This is a genomic window from Streptosporangium sp. OZ121 (genome assembly GCF_051918885.1).
Classification (GTDB): Bacteria; Actinomycetota; Actinomycetes; order Streptosporangiales; family Streptosporangiaceae; genus Streptosporangium.
Genome location: NZ_JBPXMC010000001.1, coordinates 631055 through 654096 on the forward strand (window position 1 = coordinate 631055; position 23042 = coordinate 654096).

Genomic DNA, 23042 nt, shown 5'->3' on the forward strand with positions numbered 1-23042 from the left:
TCCTCACTGTCGGTGTGTGTCACCGATCACTACGCCTCAGGGATCCCGGGACGTCGCACGCGTCCCGGAGCTCACCCGCCGGGGGATCGAGGTCCCCGTGCGGGCGGCGAGAGCGGGGCCGCGTTCAGTGGCGGGGCGGCCGCGGGGGGTGAGGAGGCTGGGGCGGCGCCGGAGGCCACGGGTGCGCCTGCGGGTGCCGCGACCATTCCTGGTGGGAGGGGTGGGTCTGGTGGGAGCCCGGTCCGACCTGGTAGGGGCCCGGCTCGCCGATGAGCTCGCCGCGCAGCTCGTTCCACTGCTCCCGCCAGGCGGCCCACGCCTTCTTGAGGGGCTTGGCCTTGGCGTCCCCCACCACCTTGACGTCTCCCATGAGGACGTAGGCCCTGACCCTGACGAGCGGCGCGTTCGTGCCCGGGGGCGCCTCGATGACCTGGACCTTCTTGTCCCCCATGACGGCGATGCCGTCGAGCTCGACGTCCACCCCGTCCGGGACGATGATCTTCACGTCGCCCATGACCGCGGTGGCCATGATGTCGACCACTCCCCCGGTGCGGACCTCGGCCTGGCGCAGGTCCAGCACGACGTCGCCCATCACGGCGACGGCGCCGAGCGGCTTGTCGATCTTCCACGAACCGCGCCGCTTGGAGCTGCCCATCACCGCGACGAACCAGCGCCGCGCCTGGCCGCTCCGCCCCGCAGGGGGGTAGGCGGGTGCGGGCACCGGGTGGCCGCCGGGCAGGTCGGAGGTGACCACCGCCAGCTCGGCCTGGGTGCGGGCGGTGTAGGCCGCCTCGGTGCGCTCGGTCAGCTCCCCGAGGGTCAGGCGGCCCTCGACGGAGGCGACCCGCAACCACTCGACGGCGGCTTCCCGCTCCGCGTCCGAGACCCGCATATCCCCGGGATCATTCATAACTCACAACATATCGCGAGTTGCCCCAATAGAGGATCCCTCAGAAGGAGGAAGCCCGGTAAACACATCGGATGACGCCTCGTCGCCAGGCGCGAGGCCGGCGTACGGCCGAGCCGGGGAGGCACGCCATATGATCCGGAGACATGTACCGAGAACTCCTGGACGCGGTGGCGGCCAACGACGCCGAGCGGGCCGAGCGGCTGCTGCAGGGCGGCACGAGCGCCGACCCCGAGGGCGCGGAAGAGCCCACCGCCCTTTACCTGGCATCGAACCAGGGCCGCGTGGCCGTCGTGCGCGCGCTGCTGGCCCACGGAGCCGACCCCAACCGGATCAGCGGCGGTGAGGACGGAGGGCTGCCCCTGTCCGCCGCCGCCGCCCTGGACCGTGTCGAGGCCCTGGAGGCGCTGCTGGCCGCCGGTGCCGACGTGTCGGGGCGGGAGGCCGGCGGGTGGACCGCGCTGCTCTGGGCCGCCGCCAACGGGCGGGCCGACGCGATCCAGACGCTGCTCGCCGCCGGGGCGGACCCCGAGGACGCCAACGAGACCGGCGACACCGCGCTCACCCTGGCCACCCGGCGCGGTGCCCTGGGCGTCGTGCAGGCGCTGCTGCGGGCGGGCGCCGAGGCCGACCGGCCCGACGGCGACGGCGACACGCCGCTGTCCATCGCCTACGACTGGCTGGGCACCCAGCTGGAGAGCGCGCTCCTGGAGCAGATCACCGAGCAGGTCCCCGAGGACTCGCAGTTCGTCGTGGGCCGCAGCAGGGCGAAGGACGGCACCGACCTGGTGACCGTCGCGGCGGTGGGCCCCGACGGGACCCGCCTGGCCGAGCTCACCTGCCAGCGCGGGCACGCGGCCGTCGCCACCCTGCTGGAGGACGCCACGGGCGAGCGGCTGCCGTTCGACGAGATGGTCGAGCGGGCGATGCCCTACCGGGACATCGACGAGGAGGCCGAGACCTGGTGGACCGTGGCGAGCTCGCTGAGCGGGCGCGGTGACGGGGAGACCTTCGACGCGGCGGCGCGGCTGTGCTCCAACGAGGACCCGCGCAAGCGGGAGTTCGCCGTCGACGTGCTCGCCCAGTTCGGGTTCACCGGCGACGAGAAGCCCTACCTGGAGGAGGCGCTGCCGATCCTGCGCCGGATGGCGGCCACCGAGGGCGACGAGCGGGTGCTGCGCTCGGTGCTCGGCGCGCTCGGCCACCACGCCGACCCGCGCGCCCTGCCCGAGGTGCTGGAGATCATCAACGCCGACGGCTGGACCCGCACGCAGGCCGACCCCGCCGCGCTGGCCGCCGTCCTGCCCCCGGGCGACGCCGAGGGGCTCGCGCTGCTCATCTCCATGACGCAGGACCCCGACGCGGAGGTACGCGACTGGGCCACCATGGGCCTGGCGGGCCTGTCGGAGGCCCCGCAGGACAGCGAGCGGGTCCGCGACGCGCTGGCCGCCAGGCTCGACGACGAGGACCTGAACACGGTCGCCGAAGCCACCCGCGGCCTGGCCACCCGGGGCGACGCGCGGGCCCAGCGGGGTGCCGACCGCGTGCTCGCCGAGAGCGACGAGGACGACGACTACATCCGCGATCTGGTCAAGAACCCCTGACCCGCGAGCCGGCCGCTCCGCGCTCGGGCTCCGTCCCTGCCCCGTCCCTGCCCCGTCCCTGCCCCGGCGTCGTCGGGGCGCGGACGGGCCCGTCCCGCGTACGGCGGGGTGAACTTCCGGGGGCCGGTGTCCAACTATGGACGAAAATCGGATATAGCCCCCAATAAAGGGCGCTCCCCCTCCGGAAGGGTGTTGAGATAGGCACAGAAGCCGGCGACGAGCCGGATGATTCACCGGAGGCCGCACGTGACCCATGACGTCTTCAACCAGGCTCATCCGCTCACCGGGCACGACGTGTCCGCCGACGCCGCCCTGATGGAGGGCGTGGCCCGCGAGGGCGCGGGGTGGGCCACCGGGGAACTGCGCCGGCTCGGCCTCCTCGCCGGTTCCGAGCAGGCCCAGGACTGGGGGCGGCTGGCGAACGAGCACCCGCCCGTCCTACGGACCCACGACCGGTACGGGCGGCGGATCGACGAGGTGGAGTTCCACCCCGCCTGGCACGAGCTGATGACCGTCGCCGTCGACAACGGCATGCACGCCACCCCGTGGTCGAGCGCCAGGCCGGGCGCGCACGTGGCCCGCGCCGCCAAGTTCTACGTCTGGAGCCAGGTCGAGGCCGGGCACGGCTGCCCGATCTCGATGACCTACGCCTCGATCGCCGCGCTGCGCCACAGCCCGGCGCTCGCCGCGGACTGGGAACCCCTGCTCGCCGCCCGCAGCTACGACTTCGGGCTGCGCCCGCCGCTCGGCAAGCGCGGCGTGCTCGCCGGGATGGCGATGACCGAGAAGCAGGGCGGATCCGACGTGCGCGCGGGCACCACCCGCGCCGAACCGCAGGGCGACGGGAGCTACGTCCTGACCGGCCACAAGTGGTTCAACTCCGCCCCGATGTGCGACGTGTTCCTGGTCCTCGCCCAGGCTCCCGGCGGGCTGTCGTGCTTCCTGCTCCCCCGCGTCCTTCCCGACGGGACCCGCAACGCCGTCCACCTGATGCGGCTGAAGGACAAGCTGGGCAACAGGTCCAACGCCAGCGCCGAGGTGGAGTACCACGGCGCGACGGCCTGGCTGGTGGGCGAGGAGGGCCGGGGGCTGCGGACCATCCTGGAGATGGTCAACATGACCCGGCTGGACTGCGTGATCGGCTCCGCGGCCGGCATGAGGTACGGCGTCACGCAGGCCGTCCACCATTCCAGGAACCGTGGCGCGTTCGGCAGGAAGCTCGCCGACCAGCCGCTGATGCGCAACGTCCTGGCCGACCTGGCCCTGGAGTCGGAGGCGGCGACCGTCCTGATGACGCGGCTGGCCGGGGCCACCGACCGGGCCATCGCCGGCGACCAGGCCGAGGCCGCGCTGCGCCGCACCGCGCTGGCCGTGAGCAAGTACTGGGTCTGCAAGCGCGCCCCGGTCCACGCGGCGGAGGCGCTGGAGTGCCTGGGGGGCAACGGCTACGTCGAGGAGTCGCAGATGCCGCGGTTGTTCCGCGAATCGCCGCTGAACGGCATCTGGGAGGGGTCGGGGAACGTCGCGGCGCTGGACGTGCTGCGCGCCCTGGGCCGCGAGCCCGAAGCCCAGGAGGCGTTCTTCGCCGAAGTCGCGCTCGCCGCCGGAGCCGACCGGCACCTGGACGCCGCCACCGACCGCCTGCGCAAGTCCCTGGACGACACCACCGACTTCGAGATCCGGGCCCGGCGCGTCGCCGAGGACATGGCGCTGGTGCTGCAGGGCTCCCTGCTCGTCCGGCTGGCTCCCGCGGCCGTGGCCGACGCCTTCTGCGTCTCCCGCCTGTCCGGCGACGCGGGCCGCGCCTTCGGCACCCTGCCCACCGGCCTGGACCTGGACGTCCTCGTCGAGCGCGCCTCGTTCTGAACCCCGGCCCCCCGGGTTCCGGCACAACGGGCGCTCCGGGACACGGCCGGGACATGACGGGGACACGGCGGAGGACCTGGCCGGGACACGGCGGAGGACACGGCGGAGGACCTGGCCGGGACACGGCGGGGTCACGGCGCCGAGTAGGGTCGGTCATGGCCAACGGTTCATGATCGAAAGGACAATCGCCATGGCGACGACACGTACCGCGACGACTCAGTGGAAGGGCGCGCTGCTCGACGGTTCGGGCAGCGTCTCCCTCGACTCCTCCGGGGTGGGCACGTTCGACGTGTCCTGGCCCTCGCGCGCCGAGCAGGCCAACGGCAAGACCTCCCCGGAGGAGCTCATCGCGGCCGCCCACTCCTCGTGCTTCTCGATGGCCCTCTCCCACGGGCTGGCCCAGGCCGGCACCCCGCCCCAGACCGTGGAGACGAAGGCGGACGTGACCTTCCAGCCGGGCGAGGGCATCACCGGGATCGTCATCTCGGTCCGCGCCCAGGTTCCCGGCCTGACGGCCGAGCAGTTCCAGGAGGCGGCCGAGACCGCCAAGGCGAACTGCCCCGTGAGCAAGGCCCTCTCGGGCACGACGATCAGCCTCAACGCCGAGCTGCTGAGCTGATCGCGGCCCTGCCTCCGCGATCGGGCTGACCGCGGCCGGACCGTCCCTCCGGGCGCTCACCACGGGTGGGCGGCCCGGAGTGGACGGTCGCCTCGAACCGGTCACCGAGGGTGGTCGGCGGCGGGCCGATCACGACGCCTTCGCGGCCACGCGTACCTCACCGGTCACGCGTGGTCGCGCGGCGTGCACGGAAAGGACAGGTACGGAAAGCACTCCAAACCCCGGATACGAAACTCCTCGATACCACCTTAAAGTGACAGGGGCGAGATACAGCCTGCACAAGGGAGCCGGACCAGAGGAGAACGGGGTCACATGCGCGCAGTCTGGCCGGGAGAGTCCTATCCGCTCGGCGCCACCTGGGATGGCGTGGGTACCAACTTCTCACTGTTCTCCGAGGTAGCGGAGCGTGTCGAACTCTGCCTTTTCGGAGACGACGGCCGCGAGGAGCGCGTCGAGCTGACCGAGGTCGACGGGTTCGTCTGGCACGGCTACGTCCCGGGGATCATGCCGGGGCAGCGGTACGGCTACCGCGTCCACGGCCCCTACAACCCCTCCCAGGGGCACCGGTGCAACCCTTCCAAGCTGCTCCTCGATCCGTACGCCAAGGCCGTCGAAGGTGACCTGAAGTGGAACGAGGCGATGTTCTCGTACCAGTTCACCGATCCCGGCAACCGCAACGACGAGGACACCGCCCCCTTCATGCCGAAGAACGTGGTGATCAACCCGTTCTTCGAGTGGGGCAACGACAGGTCGCCCCGGACGCCGTACCACCAGACGGTGATCTACGAGGCGCACGTGCGCGGGCTCACGATGCGCCACCCCGCGGTGCCCGAGGAGCAGCGCGGCACCTACGCGGGGCTGGCCCACCCGGCGGTCGTCGACCACCTGCTGAGCCTGGGCGTCACCGCGGTGGAGCTGATGCCGGTGCACCAGTACGTGCCCGAGCACGCGATGGTCGCCCGGGGACTGACCAACTACTGGGGCTACAACACGATCGCCTACCTGGCCCCGCACGCCGCCTACTCCGGCTCGGGCCGGCGCGGCGAGCAGGTGCTGGAGTTCAAGGCGATGGTGCGGGCGCTGCACGAGGCGGGGATCGAGGTCATCCTCGACGTGGTCTACAACCACACCGCCGAGGGCGACCACATGGGGCCCACGCTGGGCTTCCGCGGCATCGACAACCGGTCGTACTACCGCCTGCACGACGGCGACCGGCGCTACTACCTCGACTACACCGGCTGCGGCAACTCCCTCAACGTCCGCTCGCCGCACGCCCTCCAGCTGATCATGGACTCGCTGCGCTACTGGGTGCTGGAGATGCACGTGGACGGCTTCAGGTTCGACCTGGCCTCCGCCCTCGCCCGCGAGCTGCACGACGTCGACCGGCTGAGCGCCTTCTTCGACCTGATCCAGCAGGACCCGGTGATCTCCCAGGTGAAGCTGATCGCCGAACCGTGGGACGTGGGGCCCGGCGGCTACCAGGTGGGCAACTTCCCGCCGCTGTGGATGGAGTGGAACGGCAAGTACCGCGACAGCGTGCGCGACTTCTGGCGCGGGAGCGGGTCCGCGCTGCCGGAGTTCGCCTCCCGGCTGACCGGGTCCGCCGACCTGTACGCCATCTCGGGGCGCCGCCCGGTGGCCTCCATCAACTTCGTCACCTGCCACGACGGGTTCACCCTGACCGACCTGGTCTCCTACGACCGCAAGCACAACGAGGCCAACAAGGAGAACAACCGCGACGGCACCGACGACAACCGGTCGTGGAACTGCGGAGCCGAGGGCCCGGTGGAGGACCCGGAGATCGTGAACCTGCGCCGGCGCCAGCGCCGCAACCTCCTGGTCACCCTGTTCATCTCCCAGGGCGTGCCGATGCTGCTGGCCGGCGACGAGATCGGCAGGACCCAGCACGGCAACAACAACGCCTACTGCCAGGACAACGAGATCTCCTGGATCGACTGGTCGCTGGTCAACACCGAGGGGGAGCTCCTCGACTTCGTCAGGAGCCTGTCCAAGCTGCGGCGCGAGCACCCCGTCTTCCAGCGGCGCCGTTTCTTCCACGGCCACAAGGCCGACGACGGGACCCGCGACATCGTCTGGCTCACCCCGGCCGGCGAGGAGATGTCGGCCGGCGACTGGCACACCGGCTACGCCAAGTCGCTGACCGTCTTCCTGAACGGCGACGCCATCACCGAACCGGGCACGCGCGGCGAGCGGATCACGGACGACTCCTTCCTGCTCCTGATCAACGCCCACCACGAGGACATGTCCTTCAACCTGCCCGAGGCGAAGTACGGCAAGCGGTGGCAGCGCGTGCTCGACACCGCGGACGACGGGCCGGCCGAGGCCCCGTTCGCCGAGGAGTCGTGGCCGGCCGAGGCCTCGGTGGAGGTGACCGCGCGCTCGGTGCGGATCCTGCGCTGCGCGCGCCTGTAGAGCGCTTCGAGGTCTCCCGCGCGGCTTGAGATCCTTCTCCCGCGCCCTGAGATCCCTCGGGCGGCTGAGGCCTTTCGGCGTCTTTCCAGGTCTCTGGGGCGCCCTCGGAGGTCCCCTGGGCGCCCTTGAGGCCTCTCAGGCGCCGGACGCGACCGCGGCGGTGAGCAGGACGAGCACGAACGTCACCACCCCCACGGCGCCGTGCAGCAGGACGGCGACCGTGGGGAAGCGCTGCTCGGCGCCGCGGGCGTGGCGGCCACCGCCCAGCCAGCGGGTGAACATCGTGAAGCCCAGCAGCGCGGAGGCCGAGAGCACGCCGAACGACAACCAGGCGAAGAGCGGATCCAGGGTGAGCACGTGGACGACCCAGCAGGCCAGGGCGGAGACCGCCAGGACCGGGTGAGCGAAGATCAGCAATGTCGGAAAGCGAGTGACCTTGGTCGCCTGCTGGCGCAGCCCTCCCCCGGAGAGCCACAGGTACAGCAGGTAGATCCCGACCATCGCGGTGATCAACCATGTCACGATCGCGACAAGCCCCACACAGCCCTCCCCGTGTCTCCAAGGATGAATCATGTATCGGGAGCCGTCCGAAGTCACTACAAGCCGTCGCAACCGTTATCGACCATGCCGGGAAAGCTCACGGACCGCCTTCGTGCGAAGGTAGGGCGATGCGCCTCATCCATCCCGAGACCTCTGCCGAGGTCGACCTCGCGCGGGCCTACGCCTACCCGGCCGGTCCCTGCCTCCGGATCAACATGGTCGCCAGCGCCGACGGCGGGACCTGGCTGAAGGGGTTGTCGGGCGAGCTCTCCGGCCGGGGCGACCGCCACGTCTTCTGGGTGCTGCGCGGGCTGGCCGACGTCATCGTGGCCGGGGCGGCGACCGTACGGGCCGAGGGGTACGGCCCGGCACGGGCCAGGCCGTCGTGGCGAGGGCTGCGCGAGGGCCGCCCGGCCGTCCCGCCGGTGGCGGTGATCACCCGCGGGCTCGACCTCGACCTGTCGGGCCCGCTGTTCGCCGAGGCGGAGCCGTACGCCCGGACGATCGTCATCACCTGCGAGGCCGCGCCCGGGAAGCGCCGCGAGGAGGCCGCCAGGCACGCCGACGTGATCGTGGCCGGGGACGAGCGGGTGGATCCGGCGCTGGCGATGCGGGAGCTCGCCGAGCGCGGCCTGACCCGGGTGCTGTGCGAGGGCGGCCCGAAGGTCAACGCCCAGCTGGCCGCCGCGGACCTGGTCGACGAGCTCTGCCTCACGGTGAGCCCGGTGCTGATCGGCGGGGACGCCGCCAGGGTCCTCGACGGCCCGTCCACGCTCGCGCGCCTGCGCCTGGCCCACGTCCTGGAGGACGAGGGGTTCCTCTTCACGCGGTACGTCCGGCAACGCGGCGAGGAGGCGGGGACCGTCTAGCTCCGGGACTCCGGGGACTTTTCGGCTCCGGGGACTTTTCGGCTCCAAAGCCCCGTGACTCCAGAGTTCCCTGACATCGGGGCTGCGGGACATCGGGACTCATGACGCCGGGGTCCCGCGACCTCGCGACGGGGTTCGGCGGGTTCCGGAGGTCCGCGAGGCCAGACCGCATTCGTCTGGACATCTCGGCAAAGAAACGATATATCTCGAATATGCCACGAGCTTCTTCCTCCGGTGACGACCTGCGCGCCTCCCTTGAGGCCCGACGACACCTCGGGCCGGAATACGAAGACTCCCTCGTCGAGGGTTTTCTGGAGAAGGTGGACCAGGAGATCGACAAGCGGGTGGACGACCGGCTCGCCGCCCGCGCCCGCGGGGAGAGCCCCGGAGTCCGCCCCTCCCTGGACGCCGGGCAGCGGCTGGCCCTGGCGATCATCTCCCTCGGGCTCGGGGTGCCGGGAACGATCGCGGTGTCCTACACCGGCCTGAGCGAATCGCTCCTCGGGTTCATCCTGGTGCTCATGTGGGTCGGGATCATCAGTGTGAACGTGACGTTCACCGTCGCGCGGCGCCGCCGGAGCTGACCCCGGCCGCCCACTCCCGCTCTCACGCCAGGTAGGCATGGGCCCGGGAGGCTTCCCGGCACCGCCGAGCCCCGCTCGTCCGTGCCGGGCTTTTTTGATCTTTGCCACAAAGATCGAGAGACACCTGCAATGTTGGCTATTCTCCTGGTTTACTCCTCGTTCATGGACAGGAAACCCGGAGTCGTGCCACGGGGGTGCGGCACGCGTGACATCCAGGAGGCCGGTGCGCAGTGGTCGACGTCAACACCGAGGCACTCAAGGCCGCGACGCAGAACTTGATCAGTGTCCTCCGCCCCATCGCGGAGCAGGTCAGCACCCTGGCCGAGGGCACCCACCTCCACCCCTACCAGTGGGGTGCCATCGGCGCGGCCACGGTGGCCAACAACTACACACCGGCCCGCGAGTACCAGGCCAAGCAGGCCGCCGACTTCGTCAAATGCCTCGACGGCATCCACGCGGGACTGCTCAGCGTGGTGCTCCACTACCGGGAGGCCGAGCTGGCGACCGCCATTCGCGTACAGGACGCACAGAAGATGGCGGACCTCCCGGGCAAGATCGCGCTGGACAGGTCCGCCCTCGAAGGTGCGACAAAGGGCAAGGCCTTGGGGCCCACCGACTGAACAGGAAGGAGGCGCCATGGCGGGCGAAGAGGTCTTCATCGGTGCCGTAGCCGGGGGTGCCGTCATCGGCGGCATGAAGGTCCTGGGCAAGATCGGCCCCTCGTGGGCCGCCAGCCTGGCGAAGATTCAGCTGGCCGGGACGCTGGCCAAACCCGCGGCGGGCGCGGCGGCCGTCTGGTTACTCGCCCAGCCGTGGGACGACGATGCGATCACCAAGGTCTTCAACGACTGGCGCACGATCAACCTGAAACTCCTGCACATGCGGATCAGGGAGTGGGACAACGAGCTCAAGGCGGTCCAGGCCGCCTGGCCGGAGGGCGAGGACCGCAAGGCCTTCGACAGGTTCATGGCGGTCGTCCACCAGGAGGCCCTGCAGACGGAGACGGCCGCGACGCAGATGGCCAACGCGGTGCAGGACGCCCAGTCGGACATCCAGAAGATCGTCAACAACGCCGGGGTGATCGTCGACAGCCTCCTGGGCATCATCATCGCCTCGGAGATCGCCGAGCTGATCGGCAAGCAGATGATGGCCTCGGCCGTGCCGCCGATCGCCGCGAAGGGCGCCGTGGTGGTGGCGATGGCCCAGGCCACCCAGGCGTCGTCCGGGCTGTTGCTGATGGGCACGGCGGTCAACGCGATCGTCGGCGCGACGGCGGCCATCATCTTCAGCATGGGCAATCTGACCGCCCTGATGAGCGCGGACAACCAGTTCCCCATGCCGCAGGCCAACCTCAACAGCGACGGTACCGACGGCAAGACGGACTTCGACGACATCACGCGCAGGAGCGCGGTCAGGTCGCCGGGGGAAGGCTGGTCCTACACCTGATCGCGAACGTGGGGGCGGGGCACCGCGTGCCCCGCCCCCACGTCGGGCCACCCGTCGCGCACCACGCCGGCGCCGATCCGGCGCGGGGCCGCGTCAGCCCTCGTACTTGTCGCGCAGCTCCCGCAGGCTCCGCAGCGCCTCGGCGACCCGCGGATCCGCGGAGACACCGGCCCCCGGGTCCAGGCTGGGCATCCGACCCTGCAGCGCCTCACTGAACCCCGTCATGCCGCCGAGCAGGGGCGCCAGCACCTCGTCCATCCGGGCGGACGCCACCTTCGTGGCCTCCCCGACGGCCTCCATGATCGCCTCCCCCAGCGCCTCGGAGCCCAGCCTCATGGCTCTGGGATTGATGTCGACGCCCAGCAGGGCCCCGCCGGGAGCGACCTCCACCTTCACCAGCCCGTCGGCCGCCTCGCCGTGGGCCCGCATATCGGCCAGTTCCTCGCGCATCCCCTCGTACTGCGCCGAGAGCTTGTCAAATCCCTCCGCCAGCCGGTCCACCTCAGGGTTGCCAGTCCGCCCGAAGCGGCCGTCAGCCGTGGTCATCCGATCCTCCAGGAAACGACTCAAGATCAAAGAGTGTCATGTGCACTCTATTACCCCATCCGGCCCCAACGCGGGCACGTGGCCCTCATCAGGTCACAGGAGGACGTACGGCGATAGGTCCGGCCGGACACCGTTCAGACGTGCGCGGTCGACCAGCCGAGGTGGGGGGCCGCGTGGGAGAGGAGGCCCGGCAGCGCGGGGTGAAGGCCGGTCGGCAGCTCGCCCTCACCGAACCAGGTCAGGTTCCCGATGCGGTCCGGCTCCGACGGCGTGACCTCCCGCGGATCGACCAGCACCGCGAACTGGACGGACACCCAGTGCGTCGGCAGCCCGCCCGAGGTCCGCCTCACATTGGCCACCCCCACCTGGACCAGGTCCAGGGCGGTGGCGCCGAACTCCTCGCCGACCTCGCGCCTGACGCATTCCTCGAAGTCCTCGCCGAACCCGAGCTCGCCCGCCCCGGAGTCCCACACCTCACGGCTGTCCCTCGCCCCGGGACCGCGCCGGTGCAGGAGGATCCGGCCCTCGCCGTCGTGACAGACGAAGCTGCAGCTGACCCCGATGTGGGAACGGCCGGCCGGGCGCGGGTCGACGGGGGCCGGATCCTGGTCACGGTCGTGGTCATGGTCGTGGTCGCTCAAGGGAGCCCGTCCTGGTTGAGGGGAGGCGCGGGCGTCCGCCCGCCGGTCGGGACCAACCGTAGACCAGCCGGGATCCGGGCCGTCGCCGCGGGACCTGGATCGCTCGCATGCGGCGACGGGTGCCCAGACGCGCGCTCCGAAGCCCTCGGAGACGACGGACGCGGAAGCGGGAGATGTCCTCGGAACCGGCGCGCGGGGAGCGGGTAGGTCCGCCCCGGAGCCGCCACGGCGGCGGGACCGGGCACTCGACGGGACGGACCGCACGATCACCTGCCGTACCCACCGGTGTCCGGGCGCTGGCGCGCCACCCGGACGGCGGCATTGTGGCCGATCCGCGGTACGCGGACGACCGGCAGATGATTTCACCCCTCAACGGGAAGGTGAACCACCCTCCACACCCTTAAAGACGCCAAAACGGTCACCAAAGGATGCTTCGCCCATCATGATTTTTCCTGGCATATCAGTCGGGCGTACGTGCCGGGCGCCCGACGCCGGGACTCGCTCCTCCGCCCGCTTCTGCGACCGCATAGGCTGGTGGAATGGACAAGGTGGTAAAGAGCGACGCCGAATGGCGCGTCCAGCTCTCTCCCGAGGAGTTCCGCGTGCTCCGTCAGGCGGGGACCGAGCGTCCCTTCACCGGCGAGTACGTCGACACCAAGACAGTGGGCGTCTACAGCTGCCGGGCCTGCGGCACCGAACTGTTCCGGTCCGATACCAAATTCGACAGCCATTGCGGCTGGCCCAGCTTCTACGAGCCGTCGAAGTCCGAGGCCGTGACGCTGATCGAGGACCGCTCAATGGGCATGACCCGCGTCGAGGTCAGGTGCGCGACCTGCGACTCGCACCTCGGCCACGTGTTCCACGGCGAGGGCTACGGGACGCCCACCGACGACCGCTACTGCATCAACTCCATCTCGCTGAGGCTGGAGCCCGTCGAGTAGGCTACCGGCTCACCTGTGGAAGGCCCCGCCGGACCGACCTCCGGCGGGGCCTTCCCGCGCTCGGCGGTCACCTCGCTCCGTCCGGGAGGTTAACCGCCGCCAGGAGGGGCAAAGTGAGATGACGCGTAGTGCTCGGACACATCCGTAGCGTGCTCACCCTAAGGAGCTCCCGTGCATCTCCGCCACAGATGGGAGATCATCGAGACCATCGGCCGGGTGGTCACCCAGCGCTGCTCGATCTGCGGCAGGACCAGGGTCCGGGTGACCCGGCGGCCCCCCGCGTCGACTATCGCGGACTCGGATAGGTGAGGCGGCAGTCGGCGTCGTCGGGGCCGAGGACGTTGGCCAGGACCGGGTTGCCGTTCTCCCCGAACTCGGCCTGAACGAAGACCACGGGGCTGGGCATGCCGAGCTCTCCGACGAGATAGTCGACGCCCGCCTCGCAGAGCTTGATCGCCTGCTTCGAGTTGTCCGCCGTCTCCGGCAGGTCTGTATATATCCGCAGATAGCCGCCGACCATGCGGATGTCCTTGATCCGCTTGGTCACCTTACGGCTCTCGAAGTAGGCCACCGCCTTCTTGTCGGTGTGCTTGGAAGGCCCCGACGCCTCGGTCTCCCTGTCCTTCTGGCGTTTCTTCTCGGCCTTGGCCCGCTTCTCGGCCGCCTCCTCGCTTCCCTCGCCCTTCCCGTCCACCTCGGCGGCGACCACCTTGCCGGCCGCCGGGGCCCCGGGAGGCGCCAGGGCGGCCACGCCGCCGGGAACCGGCGCCCGAGCCGTCCCGCCCGCGGGGGCCGCCCCACCGGAGAACCACCCGCTCACCGCGAGGGCCCCCACCGCGAAGGCGACGACGGCCACCGAGACCTCGAGAACGCGCGAGCGAGACTTCTTCCTCCGGCGCCCCCGAGCACGCCGCCTGGACCGTGCCAGACCTTCGCCCCTTTTCACCCTTGGCCTCACATAGACAGGTGATTTTCCCCGAGTATGACAAAGCAAGGAGCGGTAAAGAGACCTTCACGGGATTATTTTTCGCCGAGTCGTCACAGGAGACACGCCCTTCACCTCGCGGAACTCCCGAACCTCCCAGAACCCGCCGAACCCCCGGAGTCCGCGGGGCTCACGGTTTTCGCGAGGCTCCCGGCGCCCGCGGAAAGCGGGTTTCGCGAGGCTCGCGGGAACCGCGCCCTCGCCGGGCCGGACCCGGTGGTGGCGCGGGAACGCGCGAAGGCCGCGCAGGAAGCCTCAGGGGTGCCGCTTGACGCGGCACGGGCCGAGTCCCCGGCCTTCAGGCCGGGGAGCGCGTCAGGGCAGTGCCGCGATCAGCTCGCTCGGGGGCTTGCGGACCCCCGTGTAGAAGGGGGTCTCCTCGCGGGTGTGCCGCCGGGCCTCGGCGCCGCGCAGGACGCGCATCAGGTCGACGATGCGGTGCAGCTCGTCGGCCTCGAAGGCCAGCATCCACTCGTAGTCGTTCAGCGAGAAGCAGGCGACGGTGTTGGCCCGCACGTCGGGGTAGTCGCGGGCCATCCTGCCGTGCTCGGCGAGCATCCGGCGGCGGTCGGCGTCGTCCAGCAGGTACCACTCCAGGGAGCGCACGAACGGGTAGACGCTCACGTACGCCCGTGGCTCCTCCTCGGCCAGGAAGGCCGGGATGTGTGACTTGTTGAACTCGGCCGGGCGGTGCAGCGCCATCGCCGACCAGACCGGCTCGGCCAGCTGCCCCAGGCCGGTGCGGCGGAAGCGCGAGTAGGTCTCCTGCAGGTCCTCGGCCGTCGGGGCGTGCCACCAGAACATGAAGTCGGCGTCGGCGCGGAAGCCCGCCACGTCGTACAGGCCGCGGGTGACCACGTCCTTGCGCCCCATCTGGGCCATGAGCTCCTCGACCTCGGCGGCCATGCCCTCGCGGTGTCCCGGGCAGTGCTCCTTCATCCTGAAGACCGACCACATCGTGTAGCGGATCACCTGGTTCAGGTCGCGCGCCTTGGGCCGCGGGTTCCCGTCCGTCATCGTCACCCCTTTGTCAACGAATCGGTGCTGTCCTGCCATTCTCCCGTGGGGTCCAGGTGGTCGAGAATCCGGGCCGCCGCGGTGCGGGCGGTGGCGACGCAGGCGGGAATGCCGAGGCCGTCGTAGGCGGCACCGCACAGGGCCAGGCCCGGCTGGTCGGCCGCGGCGGCCCGGATGCGGGCCACCCGGTCGAGGTGGCCCACCTCGTACTGCGGCAGGGAGCCTCCCCAGCGGGTCACCCGGGAGTCGCGGGGCAGCCCGCGCACGCCCATGACCTCGACCATCTCGGCCATCGCCAGCGCGACCAGCTCCGCGTCCTCGCGCTGGAGCACGGCCTCCTCGCCGATCCTGCCGATCGAGCAGCGCAGCAGGACCAGGTTGGGGTCGCTCTCCGCCAGATGCGGCCACTTGACCGAGCTGAACGTGGCGGCCTTGATCGGGCGCCCGTCGACGGCCGGGACCAGGTAGCCGCTGCCGGTCGGCGGTTTGGGGAACGCCTCGCGCGGATAGGCGAGGGTGACGATGGCCATGCTGGCGTACTCGATCCTGGCCAGTTCGGCGGCGGCCCCGGGCACCTCCCCGGCGAGCAGGCGGCTCGCCGCGGGGGCCGGAACGGCGACGATCACCGCGTCGGCCTCGACGGTCTCCGGCGCGGGGACGGGGCCGGTGACCAGCAGCCAGCCGTCCTCGGTCCTGCGCAGCTCCCTGACCGTGACACCGGTCCTGATCTCGGCCCCCGAGGCGGCGGCGACGGCCTCGGGCAGGCTGCCCATCCCCCGGCTCAGGGTGGTGAAGACGGGCCCGGCGTCCTTGGGGGCGTCGGCGGCGATCTCCCTGGCCGCGGTGAGCAGCGACCGCTCGGACCTGGCCGCGATGGCGATCCTCGGCATGGTCGCGTCCAGCGAGAGCCGCTCGGCCCTGCCCGCGTAGACGCCGCCGAGCAGCGGCTCGACGAGCCGGTCGACCACCTCCTCGCCCATCCTGGCCCGGATGTACGCCGCCACCGACACGTCGTTGGTGACGCGCGTGGCCGGCAGGACGTGATCCAGCGGCACCCGGGCCAGGCCCGCCGGGCTCAGGACGCCCGACCTGGCCAGCGCGAGGACATCGGAGGGGACGCCCATGACGTGCCCCTCGGGCATGGGCCGCAGCACGCCCCTGGTCAGGATGCCCGCCTTGGTGGTGCCGGGGAGCCTCAGCTCCTCGCCCAGCCCGGCCATCCTGGCCAGTTCCTTGCCCTCGGGCCGCCGGGCGAGCATCGCCTCGGCCCCCGCGTCCATCGCGACACCCGCCACCTCGGTGGCGTGGAGCTTGCCGCCGATCCGCGAGGCACCGTCGAGGACGGTCACCCTGAGGTGCTCGCCGTGCCGCCGCAGGTGCCACGCGGCGGCCAGTCCGGCGATCCCGCCGCCGACGACCACCACATGCCTCCGCTTGCCTTCCATGACCCGACCGTATCGGTCCCCCCGCCCGCCCGCGCATCCCGCCCGGCGCCCCCGGCGCCCCCGTGACCCGACGGCGCGCAGAACGTGACGCCATCGTGACTGCCCCTCGCAGAACCTCTCCGCCGTACCCGCCGTCATGATGTTCATGAGCAGATTCCGGTACGGCCCGCGCCTGGCGGCCCCCCTGGTGGGCCTGGCGCTGTTGGTGTCCGCCTGCGGTGGCGGCGAGTTACAAAGCACATCCGGCGCCGCGGCACCCGCCGCCGACTCCGACATGCGGGCTCCCGAGGGGGAGTCGGCCGCCAGGGAGGCCGCGAGCAAGGACGTAGCGTCCTCGGCGTCCCCGGTGTCCCCGGCGTCCCCGTCCGACTCCCAGAACACCGCCCAGGTGAAGGTGCTCCCGGAGGACCGGGCGATCGTCTACACCGCGGAGATGACGGTGAGGGCCAAGGACGTCACCGCCGCGGCGGACCGCGCCCGGCAGATCGTCACCACCGCGGGCGGCTACCTGGCCAGGGAGAGGTCGGACGCCCACTCCGACGGCGAGGGCTCCGCGACGCTGGTCTTCAAGATCCCCCCGGGGAACTACCCGGGAACGCTCGACCGCCTGGGCAAGGACCTGGGCACGCGTGAGTCGCTGCAGCAGAACACCAAGGACGTCACCGAGCAGGTGGCCGACGTGGAGAGCCGGCTGAAGTCGGCCAAGGCCGCGCTCGACTCGCTGCGCACGCTGCTGAAGCGGGCCAACACCATCGGCGAGGTGCTCGACGTGGAGCGGGAGGTCTCCAACCGCGAGAGCGAGCTGGAGTCACTGCAGGCCAGGCAGAGGACCCTCGCCTCGCAGACGAGCATGGCGACGCTGACGCTGAACCTGGTCGGCCCTGCGGCGGTGGTCCAGGAGGAGGACGACGAGCCGTCCGGCTTCTTCGGCGGCCTGGAAACGGGGTGGAGCGCCTTCGTCGCCGCCGTCAAGATCGGCCTGACGCTGCTGGGCGTGCTGCTCCCCTGGCTGGTCCTGATCGGCCTGGTCTGGCTGGTGCTGGCCTTCCTGCTGCGCCTGCGCCGCGGCGGGCGGGGCGACAGGCCGCTCGCTCCCGCGCCGGCGGACCCGGACCCCGCGCCGGTCGAGGACAGGGAGGTCGACGACGGCGACGACGGCGACGACAGGGTGAAGGACGACGACGAGGGGCCCGTCCCCATGAGCCCGCGAAGGAACGACACCCCCGGGTGAACGCCTCCGGGGAACGGGGCCGGGAGACGAACCCCGGCGAGCGGTTCTCGGTGAGCGGTCCCGGCGAGCGATTCTCGGTGAGTGGTCCTCGATGAGCGGGACGGTCAGCGGGCCGAGGCCTCGTGGACGAAGTCGGTGAGACGGGCCAGCTGGTCGGGATCGGTGCCGGGCAGCACTCCGTGCCCCAGGTTGAACACGTGACCCTCGATCTTGGACGCGCGGGCGAGGATGTCGCCCGCGCGACGCTCCACGACCTCCCACGGGGCGAGCAGGATCGCCGGGTCCAGGTTGCCCTGCAGCGCCTTGCCGGGACCGACCCGCGGGGCGGCCTCGTCGAGCGGGACCCGCCAGTCGACGCCCACGACGTCGGCCCCCGCCTCGCCGAGCAGGCCGAGCAGCTCGCCGGTGCCGACGCCGAAGTGGATGCGCGGGACGTCCAGACCGGCCAGGCCCGCGAAGATCCGGCTGGTGTAGGGGAGGACGAACTCGCGGTAGTCGTCGGGCGAGACCGCCCCCACCCAGGAGTCGAACAGCTGGACGGCGGAGGCCCCGGCGGCGAGCTGCACGCGCAGGAAGCCCAGGGTGATCTCGGTCAGCCTGTCCATGAGGGCGTGCCACAGCTCCGGCTCGCCGTACATCATGGCCTTGGTGTGGTCGTGGTTCTTGGAGGGGCCGCCCTCGATGAGGTACGACGCCAGCGTGAACGGCGCTCCCGCGAAACCGATCAGGGGGGTCGCGCCCAGTTCCTTCGTCAGCGCCTGGACGGCCTCGGTGACGTAGGAGACGTCGTCCGGCTCGATCGGGCGCAGCGCCCTGGCCGCCTCGGCGTCCCTGATCGGCGTGGCCACCACCGGCCCGACGCCGGGCTTGATGTCGAGGTCGACGCCGATCGCCTTGAGCGGCACGACGATGTCGCTGAAGAGGATGGCCGCGTCCACGCCGTAGCGGCGGACCGGCTGCATCGTGATCTCCACGACCAGCTCGGGGGTGGCGCAGGCCGTGAGCATCGGCACCCCCTCGCGGAGCGCCCGGTACTCGGGCAGCGAGCGCCCTGCCTGGCGCATGAACCACACCGGGGTGTGGGAGACGGGCCGGCGGCGGCAGGCGCGCAGGAAAGCGGAGTCGGCGGGCTCGGAAGTCACCCCACCAGGGTGCCATGTCGGGGGACCGGTCGGCTCACCAAGGCCGCCGACCGGTGAGACCGATACGAAATCACCGACCATTCAATGAGATCCCACCTCACACCACCCAGGCACGGCCAAGTGATGACAATGATCGCGTCTTACCGGTTTTGAGAGCTTCGTCCACTGAAATCCGATGTTGGTACGCGACAAGTGCCGTCGCGCGGAGCGAAGCGATCATGTTTCCGGGTACAGTTCCTCCCATCGGCGATCCTGGCCCGGCCCCCGGCTGGTCCAAATGTTCGCCAACTCACCGCGCGGCATCGATTCCCGCACCACTTTGGGGACACGCCGAGCACGCTGCGCGGAAATGTCGGCGCGACGTGCCAACGTCGGACCACGACCCGACGAAAGGCCCGTGCGATGTCCACCATGTGGAGTTCACCCGAACATCGCGGTGAGCACCGTGCCTCCTGCGCCCGCGGACGGGTTCCCCGACCACGACCCCACTCCGGCGACCACGGCCGAGGCGGGCGCCCGGAACGGCCCCGCGCCGCACGGGCCGGCGCCACGCGCGGTCGCGCGCTCCTTCCGGGAGTTCCCATCGGCGGGGTCGTCCCCGCCCTCCGCAGGCCGCCGGCAGCGGCTTGATCGGCTCCAATGGCTCCTACACACACCCCAGTGGTCCCCATGCGCTCAGTTTCGACCTACGCTTCCGATATGACCGTCGGTGACGCGCCGCCCGCTCCCGCCGCCTTCAGGCGCGCGGTGGCGAGCATGCGCCCCGCGGAGGTCAGGCCGGAGATCGAGCTGGAGGACATCCCGGCCCCGCAGCGCCTGGCCCCCTACTCGGCCGCGATCGGCGCGTCGGTGTACCGCGACGACGACGAGCTCGCCGTCGGCCGCCTCATCGTGCTCTTCGACCCCGACGGCCAGCGCGGCTGGGACGGCCAGTTCCGGCTCGTCGCCTATGTGCGGGCCGACATGGAGCCGGAGATCACCGAGGACCCGCTGCTCGGCCCCGTAGCGTGGAGCTGGCTCACCGAGTCGCTCGACGCGCACGACGCCGGCTACGCAGCCGCCGGAGGCACCGTCACCCGGGCGGTCTCCGAGGGCTTCGGCAACAAGGCCGAGGACCCGGTGACCACCGAGCTGGAGCTGCGCGCGTCCTGGTCGCCGCTGCAGGAGGACCTCTCCGGCCATGTCGCCGCCTGGTGCGACCTGATGTGCCTTGCCGCGGGCATACCACCCCTGCCACCCGACGTGGCGGCGCTGCCGCCGCGCCGTCGCGAAGATCCGGAGCCCTTCAGAACGTGACCGATGAGACGACCGTAGTCCCGCTGCTGGAACCTCGCGAGGGAATCCCACCCGTCATCGAGGACCCGGCCGCTCTCGCACGCGTGGTGCGCGCCTTCGCCGAGGGCACCGGCCCCGTCGCCGTCGACGCCGAACGCGCCTCCGGCTACCGCTACAGCGGCCGCGCCTACCTGGTCCAGCTGCGCCGGGCCGGCGCGGGCAGCGCCCTGATCGACCCCATCCGCTGCCCCGACCTGTCGGGGCTCGACGCGGCGCTGGCCGACGCGGAGATCGTGCTGCACGCCGCCTCCCAGGACCTGCCGTGCCTGGCCGAGGTGGGCTTCCACCCGCGCGAGCTGTTCGACACCGAGCTGGCCGGCCGGTTGCTCGGCTACGAGCGGGTCGGGCTCGGCCTCATGGTGGAGAACGTCCTCGGATTCAGGCTGGAGAAGGGCCACTCGGCAGCGGACTGGTCCACCCGCCCGCTGCCGGAGGACTGGCTGCGCTACGCCGCGCTCGACGTCGAGGTGCTGATCGAGCTCCGCGACGTCCTGCACGAGGAACTGGTCTCCAGCGGCAAGCTGGCGTGGGCCCGTGAGGAGTTCGCCGCCGTGCTCGCGCACAAGGCCCCCGCCCCGCGCTCCGACCCGTGGCGGCGCACCTCGGGGATCCACAAGGTCCGCTCGCTGCGCGGGCTGGCGGTGGTACGGGAGCTGTGGACGCTGCGCGACGGGCTCGCCCGCGAGTCCGACGTCGCCCCCGGGCGGGTCCTGCCCGACTCGGCGATCGTCACGGCCGCGCTGGAGCTGCCCCGCACCACCAAGGCGCTCACCGACATCCCCCCGTTCACCGGCCGCAGCGCCCGGCGGCACCTGCGCGACTGGCTGGCCGCGATCGGCACCGCCCGCTCGCTGCCCGAGGCGGAGCTGCCGCAGCCCAGCACCCCAGGCGACGGACCGCCGCCGGCCAACCGGTGGATGGACCGCGACCCGGTGGCCGCCCGCCGGCTGGCCGCCGCCAGGGCCGTGGTGGCCGCGCTCGCCGACGAGCACCACATGCCCGCGGAGAACCTGATCCAGCCCGACGCGGTACGCCGGCTGACCTGGGAGCCTCCCCCGGTCATCGACGACGAGGCCGTGATCGCCCGGCTGCGCGAGCTGGGCGCCCGCGAGTGGCAGATCGGGCTGACCGCCCATCCGATCGCCAAGGCGCTACTCCGCCTGGAGATCAAGGGACAGGCGTGAGACCCCCGCCCTTTACAAAGTAGATCACTATTTCCGGGACCCGGGCGGGCCTGGCCCGCTCCGGCCCGGCTTCCCCGTCCGGCTCCCCGACCTGGCTCCCCAGCCTTGCTCCCGGGCCTGTGGGAACGCTCCGGCTCAGTTCCGGCAGGCCGCCGAGAGGGTCCACGACGAGAACCGCTCCGCCTCGTCCTCCTCCGCCGCGAGCGGCTCCGGCCGCACGTAGGGAACGGCGCACCACACCGTCCGGCCCAGCCCCGGGCCGTGCTCGCGGGTCCCCCAGCGCCCGCCGGAGAGCCGGTCGACGATGAGCAGGCCGCGCCCGCGCCCGGCACCGGGAGGCAGGTCCCGCGGGATGTACGGGGCGCGGGAGGCGGAGCCGGGATCGGAGACCTCGACGTGGACGGAGTCGAGGGTGGCGCTCAGCGTCAGGCCGATCAGGTCGCCCACCAGCCCGCGGTCGGCGTGCTCCACGGCGTTCGCCAGCAGTTCCGAGACCACCTGGACCACGTCCGGCAGCAGGACGTGGTCCGGGCCGAGGGCCTCGCGCGTCTCGCGGCGCGCCCGCCCGACCGATTCGTAGGCGCTGTCCAGAAATACCTCCGCGAGCTTTCCCGTCTCCATGCCCGAAGCCCTCCACCTGGTCGCACGAATCGCCGTCGTCACATCCGCCCTCGCGGGAATCCTTCAAAGGACGACTACCCTTCGTGTCCGGCTCGACACGCGCGGGTACGCGCTTCCGCGCGCTTTTCACGCGACCGGCGAAGAACCCGGGACATTCGCCCCGCGGGGACGACGGCGGGCGTCTCGTCCCCCTGGCCAGGGGGACGAGACGCTCAGCAGGTCGCGAGCATGCCCTGCAGGGCGCTTTTCTCCGAGCTCTGCAGCGTCAGCTTCCAGTAGTACTTCACCTGGATCCACGCCCTGGCGTAGGTGCAGTCGAAGCCTCCCAGCGGCGGCTGCCACGTCGAGGGGTCCTGGTCGCCCTTGGCCTGGTTGACGTTGTCGGTGACCGCCCACAGCTCGGGACCGCCCAGGTCGTTGGCGTAGGCCTGGCGCTGCGCGCTGGTCCAGGCGTAGGCGCCCGAGCGCCACGCCTCGGCGAGCGGCACCATGTGGTCGATGTCGACGTCGCTCGCGGCGGTCCAGGTGGCGCCGTCGAACGGGGAGTACCACCTGCCGGAGGTGGGCACGCAGCTGGAGTTGACGACCACTCCCGTACCGTCCCTCTTGAGCACCGTCTCGCGGGTGTTGCAGGCGCCGCTGATGGTGATCCAGTGGTTGAACAGCGACCGGTCGTAGGAGGACTGGTTGGTCTCCGGGGCGACGGTGAGCGTCGCCAGCCTGCTGGCGGCGGTGGACGCCGAGGGGATGTTCGGCGGGGTCGCCGACGCCGTCCCCGTCGTCAGGGAGACGGTGAGGAGAATTGCCGTGAGGGCAGCGGAAAGCCCGGTGACGACTCGTTTCACGAGTGGCCCCTTCTGTCGCTCCACCTCGGCCAGTCGGGGGGTCTGGGCACGGCGAGAGGACGACAGACGGAACGTCTCAACTCATGACAAATGCTGAAATGTCATGGTTTGACGACGAGTCAGGGCGCGCTTGGTCGGATACTGCCTCGGTCCATGATCGGATGCGTTTGATCTGCGACGACACGGCGCACGGAAAGGCGCGGCCCTCCCCTTTCCCCGCCAACGCGGCATGAAGATCTGG

23 protein-coding genes are annotated in these 23042 nt (G+C 71.4%); 13 read left to right on the forward strand and 10 right to left on the reverse strand.

The window, feature by feature from the left end:
- Positions 1-124 precede the first annotated feature (124 nt).
- A complete protein-coding gene (locus ACTOQ1_RS03065) occupies positions 125-910 on the reverse strand; it encodes a DUF1707 SHOCT-like domain-containing protein (RefSeq protein ID WP_440064239.1) in 786 nt (261 codons plus the stop codon).
- A gap of 143 nt (positions 911-1053) precedes the next feature.
- On the opposite strand from ACTOQ1_RS03065, the gene ACTOQ1_RS03070 reads away from it, so the two are divergent.
- The 4 genes from ACTOQ1_RS03070 to glgX all read left to right on the forward strand — a co-directional run bounded on the left by ACTOQ1_RS03070 (position 1054) and on the right by glgX (position 7429).
- Positions 1054-2511 carry an ankyrin repeat domain-containing protein gene (locus tag ACTOQ1_RS03070; RefSeq protein ID WP_440064241.1) on the forward strand — a complete coding sequence of 486 codons (1458 nt, stop codon included), beginning with the start codon at positions 1054-1056 and terminating at the stop codon, positions 2509-2511.
- A gap of 225 nt (positions 2512-2736) precedes the next feature.
- Positions 2737-4377, forward strand: coding sequence for an isovaleryl-CoA dehydrogenase (locus tag ACTOQ1_RS03075; protein ID WP_440064242.1), 1641 nt, complete (start codon positions 2737-2739; stop codon positions 4375-4377).
- Between the two features lie 190 nt (positions 4378-4567).
- Entirely contained in the window at positions 4568-4996 is a 429-nt protein-coding gene (locus ACTOQ1_RS03080; RefSeq protein ID WP_329083919.1) for an OsmC family protein, read from the forward strand.
- Positions 4997-5308: 312 nt separating this feature from the next.
- Entirely contained in the window at positions 5309-7429 is a 2121-nt protein-coding gene (glgX, locus tag ACTOQ1_RS03085) for a glycogen debranching protein GlgX (RefSeq protein WP_440064244.1), read from the forward strand.
- Positions 7430-7564: 135 nt separating this feature from the next.
- Here glgX and ACTOQ1_RS03090 read toward each other — a convergent pair whose 3' ends face one another.
- Entirely contained in the window at positions 7565-7951 is a 387-nt protein-coding gene (locus ACTOQ1_RS03090) for a hypothetical protein (RefSeq protein ID WP_440064245.1), read from the reverse strand.
- A gap of 146 nt (positions 7952-8097) precedes the next feature.
- On the opposite strand from ACTOQ1_RS03090, the gene ACTOQ1_RS03095 reads away from it, so the two are divergent.
- The 4 genes from ACTOQ1_RS03095 to ACTOQ1_RS03110 all read left to right on the forward strand — a co-directional run bounded on the left by ACTOQ1_RS03095 (position 8098) and on the right by ACTOQ1_RS03110 (position 10868).
- Positions 8098-8838, forward strand: a complete 741-nt coding sequence (locus ACTOQ1_RS03095) for a pyrimidine reductase family protein (RefSeq protein ID WP_440064246.1) — start codon at positions 8098-8100, stop codon at positions 8836-8838.
- Between the two features lie 212 nt (positions 8839-9050).
- A complete protein-coding gene (locus tag ACTOQ1_RS03100) occupies positions 9051-9422 on the forward strand; it encodes a hypothetical protein (protein ID WP_440064247.1) in 372 nt (123 codons plus the stop codon).
- Between the two features lie 230 nt (positions 9423-9652).
- Positions 9653-10042, forward strand: a complete 390-nt coding sequence (locus ACTOQ1_RS03105; RefSeq protein ID WP_440064248.1) for a hypothetical protein — start codon at positions 9653-9655, stop codon at positions 10040-10042.
- 16 nt (positions 10043-10058) lie between these two features.
- Positions 10059-10868, forward strand: coding sequence for a hypothetical protein (locus ACTOQ1_RS03110; RefSeq protein WP_440064249.1), 810 nt, complete (start codon positions 10059-10061; stop codon positions 10866-10868).
- A 93-nt stretch (positions 10869-10961) separates the two neighbouring features.
- Here ACTOQ1_RS03110 and ACTOQ1_RS03115 read toward each other — a convergent pair whose 3' ends face one another.
- Both ACTOQ1_RS03115 and ACTOQ1_RS03120 read right to left on the reverse strand, forming a co-directional pair.
- Entirely contained in the window at positions 10962-11414 is a 453-nt protein-coding gene (locus tag ACTOQ1_RS03115) for a YbaB/EbfC family nucleoid-associated protein (protein WP_440064251.1), read from the reverse strand.
- A gap of 134 nt (positions 11415-11548) precedes the next feature.
- On the reverse strand, positions 11549-12055 hold the full coding sequence (locus ACTOQ1_RS03120; RefSeq protein WP_440064252.1) for an NUDIX hydrolase: 507 nt from the start codon (positions 12053-12055) through the stop codon (positions 11549-11551).
- Positions 12056-12594: 539 nt separating this feature from the next.
- Here ACTOQ1_RS03120 and msrB point away from each other — a divergent pair.
- A complete protein-coding gene (msrB, locus tag ACTOQ1_RS03125) occupies positions 12595-12996 on the forward strand; it encodes a peptide-methionine (R)-S-oxide reductase MsrB (RefSeq protein ID WP_440064253.1) in 402 nt (133 codons plus the stop codon).
- Between the two features lie 171 nt (positions 12997-13167).
- Positions 13168-13305: a hypothetical protein gene (locus ACTOQ1_RS03130; protein WP_440064254.1), complete on the forward strand. Its 138-nt coding sequence runs from the start codon at positions 13168-13170 to the stop codon at positions 13303-13305.
- Here ACTOQ1_RS03130 and ACTOQ1_RS03135 read toward each other — a convergent pair.
- From ACTOQ1_RS03135 to hemG, 3 genes are all read right to left on the reverse strand, one after another.
- A complete protein-coding gene (locus tag ACTOQ1_RS03135; RefSeq protein ID WP_440064256.1) occupies positions 13283-13852 on the reverse strand; it encodes a hypothetical protein in 570 nt (189 codons plus the stop codon). The two genes, ACTOQ1_RS03130 and ACTOQ1_RS03135, sit on opposite strands and share 23 nt — an antisense overlap.
- A 444-nt stretch (positions 13853-14296) precedes the next feature.
- Entirely contained in the window at positions 14297-14998 is a 702-nt protein-coding gene (gene hemQ, locus ACTOQ1_RS03140) for a hydrogen peroxide-dependent heme synthase (RefSeq protein ID WP_440064257.1), read from the reverse strand.
- Between the two features lie 2 nt (positions 14999-15000).
- Positions 15001-16443, reverse strand: a complete 1443-nt coding sequence (hemG, locus tag ACTOQ1_RS03145) for a protoporphyrinogen oxidase (RefSeq protein ID WP_440064259.1) — start codon at positions 16441-16443, stop codon at positions 15001-15003.
- Positions 16444-16588: 145 nt separating this feature from the next.
- On the opposite strand from hemG, the gene ACTOQ1_RS03150 reads away from it, so the two are divergent.
- Positions 16589-17674 (forward strand): DUF4349 domain-containing protein, encoded by a 1086-nt coding sequence (locus ACTOQ1_RS03150; protein ID WP_440064260.1) that lies wholly within the window; start codon positions 16589-16591, stop codon positions 17672-17674.
- Between the two features lie 104 nt (positions 17675-17778).
- Here the strand turns inward: ACTOQ1_RS03150 and hemE are convergent, their stop codons facing one another.
- Positions 17779-18816 (reverse strand): uroporphyrinogen decarboxylase, encoded by a 1038-nt coding sequence (gene hemE / locus ACTOQ1_RS03155; protein WP_440064261.1) that lies wholly within the window; start codon positions 18814-18816, stop codon positions 17779-17781.
- Between the two features lie 699 nt (positions 18817-19515).
- On the opposite strand from hemE, the gene ACTOQ1_RS03160 reads away from it, so the two are divergent.
- Positions 19516-20112, forward strand: coding sequence for a DUF3000 domain-containing protein (locus tag ACTOQ1_RS03160; protein WP_362681124.1), 597 nt, complete (start codon positions 19516-19518; stop codon positions 20110-20112).
- Complete coding sequence (locus tag ACTOQ1_RS03165) at positions 20109-21335, forward strand: HRDC domain-containing protein (protein ID WP_440064262.1); 1227 nt, start codon at positions 20109-20111, stop codon at positions 21333-21335. The genes ACTOQ1_RS03160 and ACTOQ1_RS03165 overlap by 4 nt, the downstream gene beginning before the upstream one ends.
- Before the next feature lie 135 nt (positions 21336-21470).
- Here the strand turns inward: ACTOQ1_RS03165 and ACTOQ1_RS03170 are convergent, their stop codons facing one another.
- Both ACTOQ1_RS03170 and ACTOQ1_RS03175 read right to left on the reverse strand, forming a co-directional pair.
- A complete protein-coding gene (locus ACTOQ1_RS03170) occupies positions 21471-21956 on the reverse strand; it encodes an ATP-binding protein (RefSeq protein WP_440064263.1) in 486 nt (161 codons plus the stop codon).
- 212 nt (positions 21957-22168) lie between these two features.
- Positions 22169-22801, reverse strand: coding sequence for an HNH endonuclease family protein (locus ACTOQ1_RS03175; protein WP_440064265.1), 633 nt, complete (start codon positions 22799-22801; stop codon positions 22169-22171).
- Positions 22802-23042: the final 241 nt, after the last annotated feature.

Bases quoted from the DNA above. Each gene is read 5' to 3' on its own strand.
- ACTOQ1_RS03065 (WP_440064239.1), bottom strand. From the start codon at position 910: ATGAATGATCCCGGGGATATGCGGGTCTCGGACGCGGAGCGGGAAGCC.
- ACTOQ1_RS03070 (WP_440064241.1), top strand. From the start codon at position 1,054: ATGTACCGAGAACTCCTGGACGCGGTGGCGGCCAACGACGCCGAGCGG.
- ACTOQ1_RS03075 (WP_440064242.1), top strand. From the start codon at position 2,737: ATGATTCACCGGAGGCCGCACGTGACCCATGACGTCTTCAACCAGGCT.
- ACTOQ1_RS03080 (WP_329083919.1), top strand. From the start codon at position 4,568: ATGGCGACGACACGTACCGCGACGACTCAGTGGAAGGGCGCGCTGCTC.
- glgX (WP_440064244.1), top strand. From the start codon at position 5,309: ATGCGCGCAGTCTGGCCGGGAGAGTCCTATCCGCTCGGCGCCACCTGG.
- ACTOQ1_RS03095 (WP_440064246.1), top strand. From the start codon at position 8,098: ATGCGCCTCATCCATCCCGAGACCTCTGCCGAGGTCGACCTCGCGCGG.
- ACTOQ1_RS03100 (WP_440064247.1), top strand. From the start codon at position 9,051: ATGCCACGAGCTTCTTCCTCCGGTGACGACCTGCGCGCCTCCCTTGAG.
- ACTOQ1_RS03110 (WP_440064249.1), top strand. From the start codon at position 10,059: ATGGCGGGCGAAGAGGTCTTCATCGGTGCCGTAGCCGGGGGTGCCGTC.
- ACTOQ1_RS03115 (WP_440064251.1), bottom strand. From the start codon at position 11,414: ATGACCACGGCTGACGGCCGCTTCGGGCGGACTGGCAACCCTGAGGTG.
- msrB (WP_440064253.1), top strand. From the start codon at position 12,595: ATGGACAAGGTGGTAAAGAGCGACGCCGAATGGCGCGTCCAGCTCTCT.
- hemQ (WP_440064257.1), bottom strand. From the start codon at position 14,998: ATGACGGACGGGAACCCGCGGCCCAAGGCGCGCGACCTGAACCAGGTG.
- hemG (WP_440064259.1), bottom strand. From the start codon at position 16,443: ATGGAAGGCAAGCGGAGGCATGTGGTGGTCGTCGGCGGCGGGATCGCC.
- ACTOQ1_RS03150 (WP_440064260.1), top strand. From the start codon at position 16,589: ATGAGCAGATTCCGGTACGGCCCGCGCCTGGCGGCCCCCCTGGTGGGC.
- ACTOQ1_RS03160 (WP_362681124.1), top strand. From the start codon at position 19,516: ATGACCGTCGGTGACGCGCCGCCCGCTCCCGCCGCCTTCAGGCGCGCG.
- ACTOQ1_RS03170 (WP_440064263.1), bottom strand. From the start codon at position 21,956: ATGGAGACGGGAAAGCTCGCGGAGGTATTTCTGGACAGCGCCTACGAA.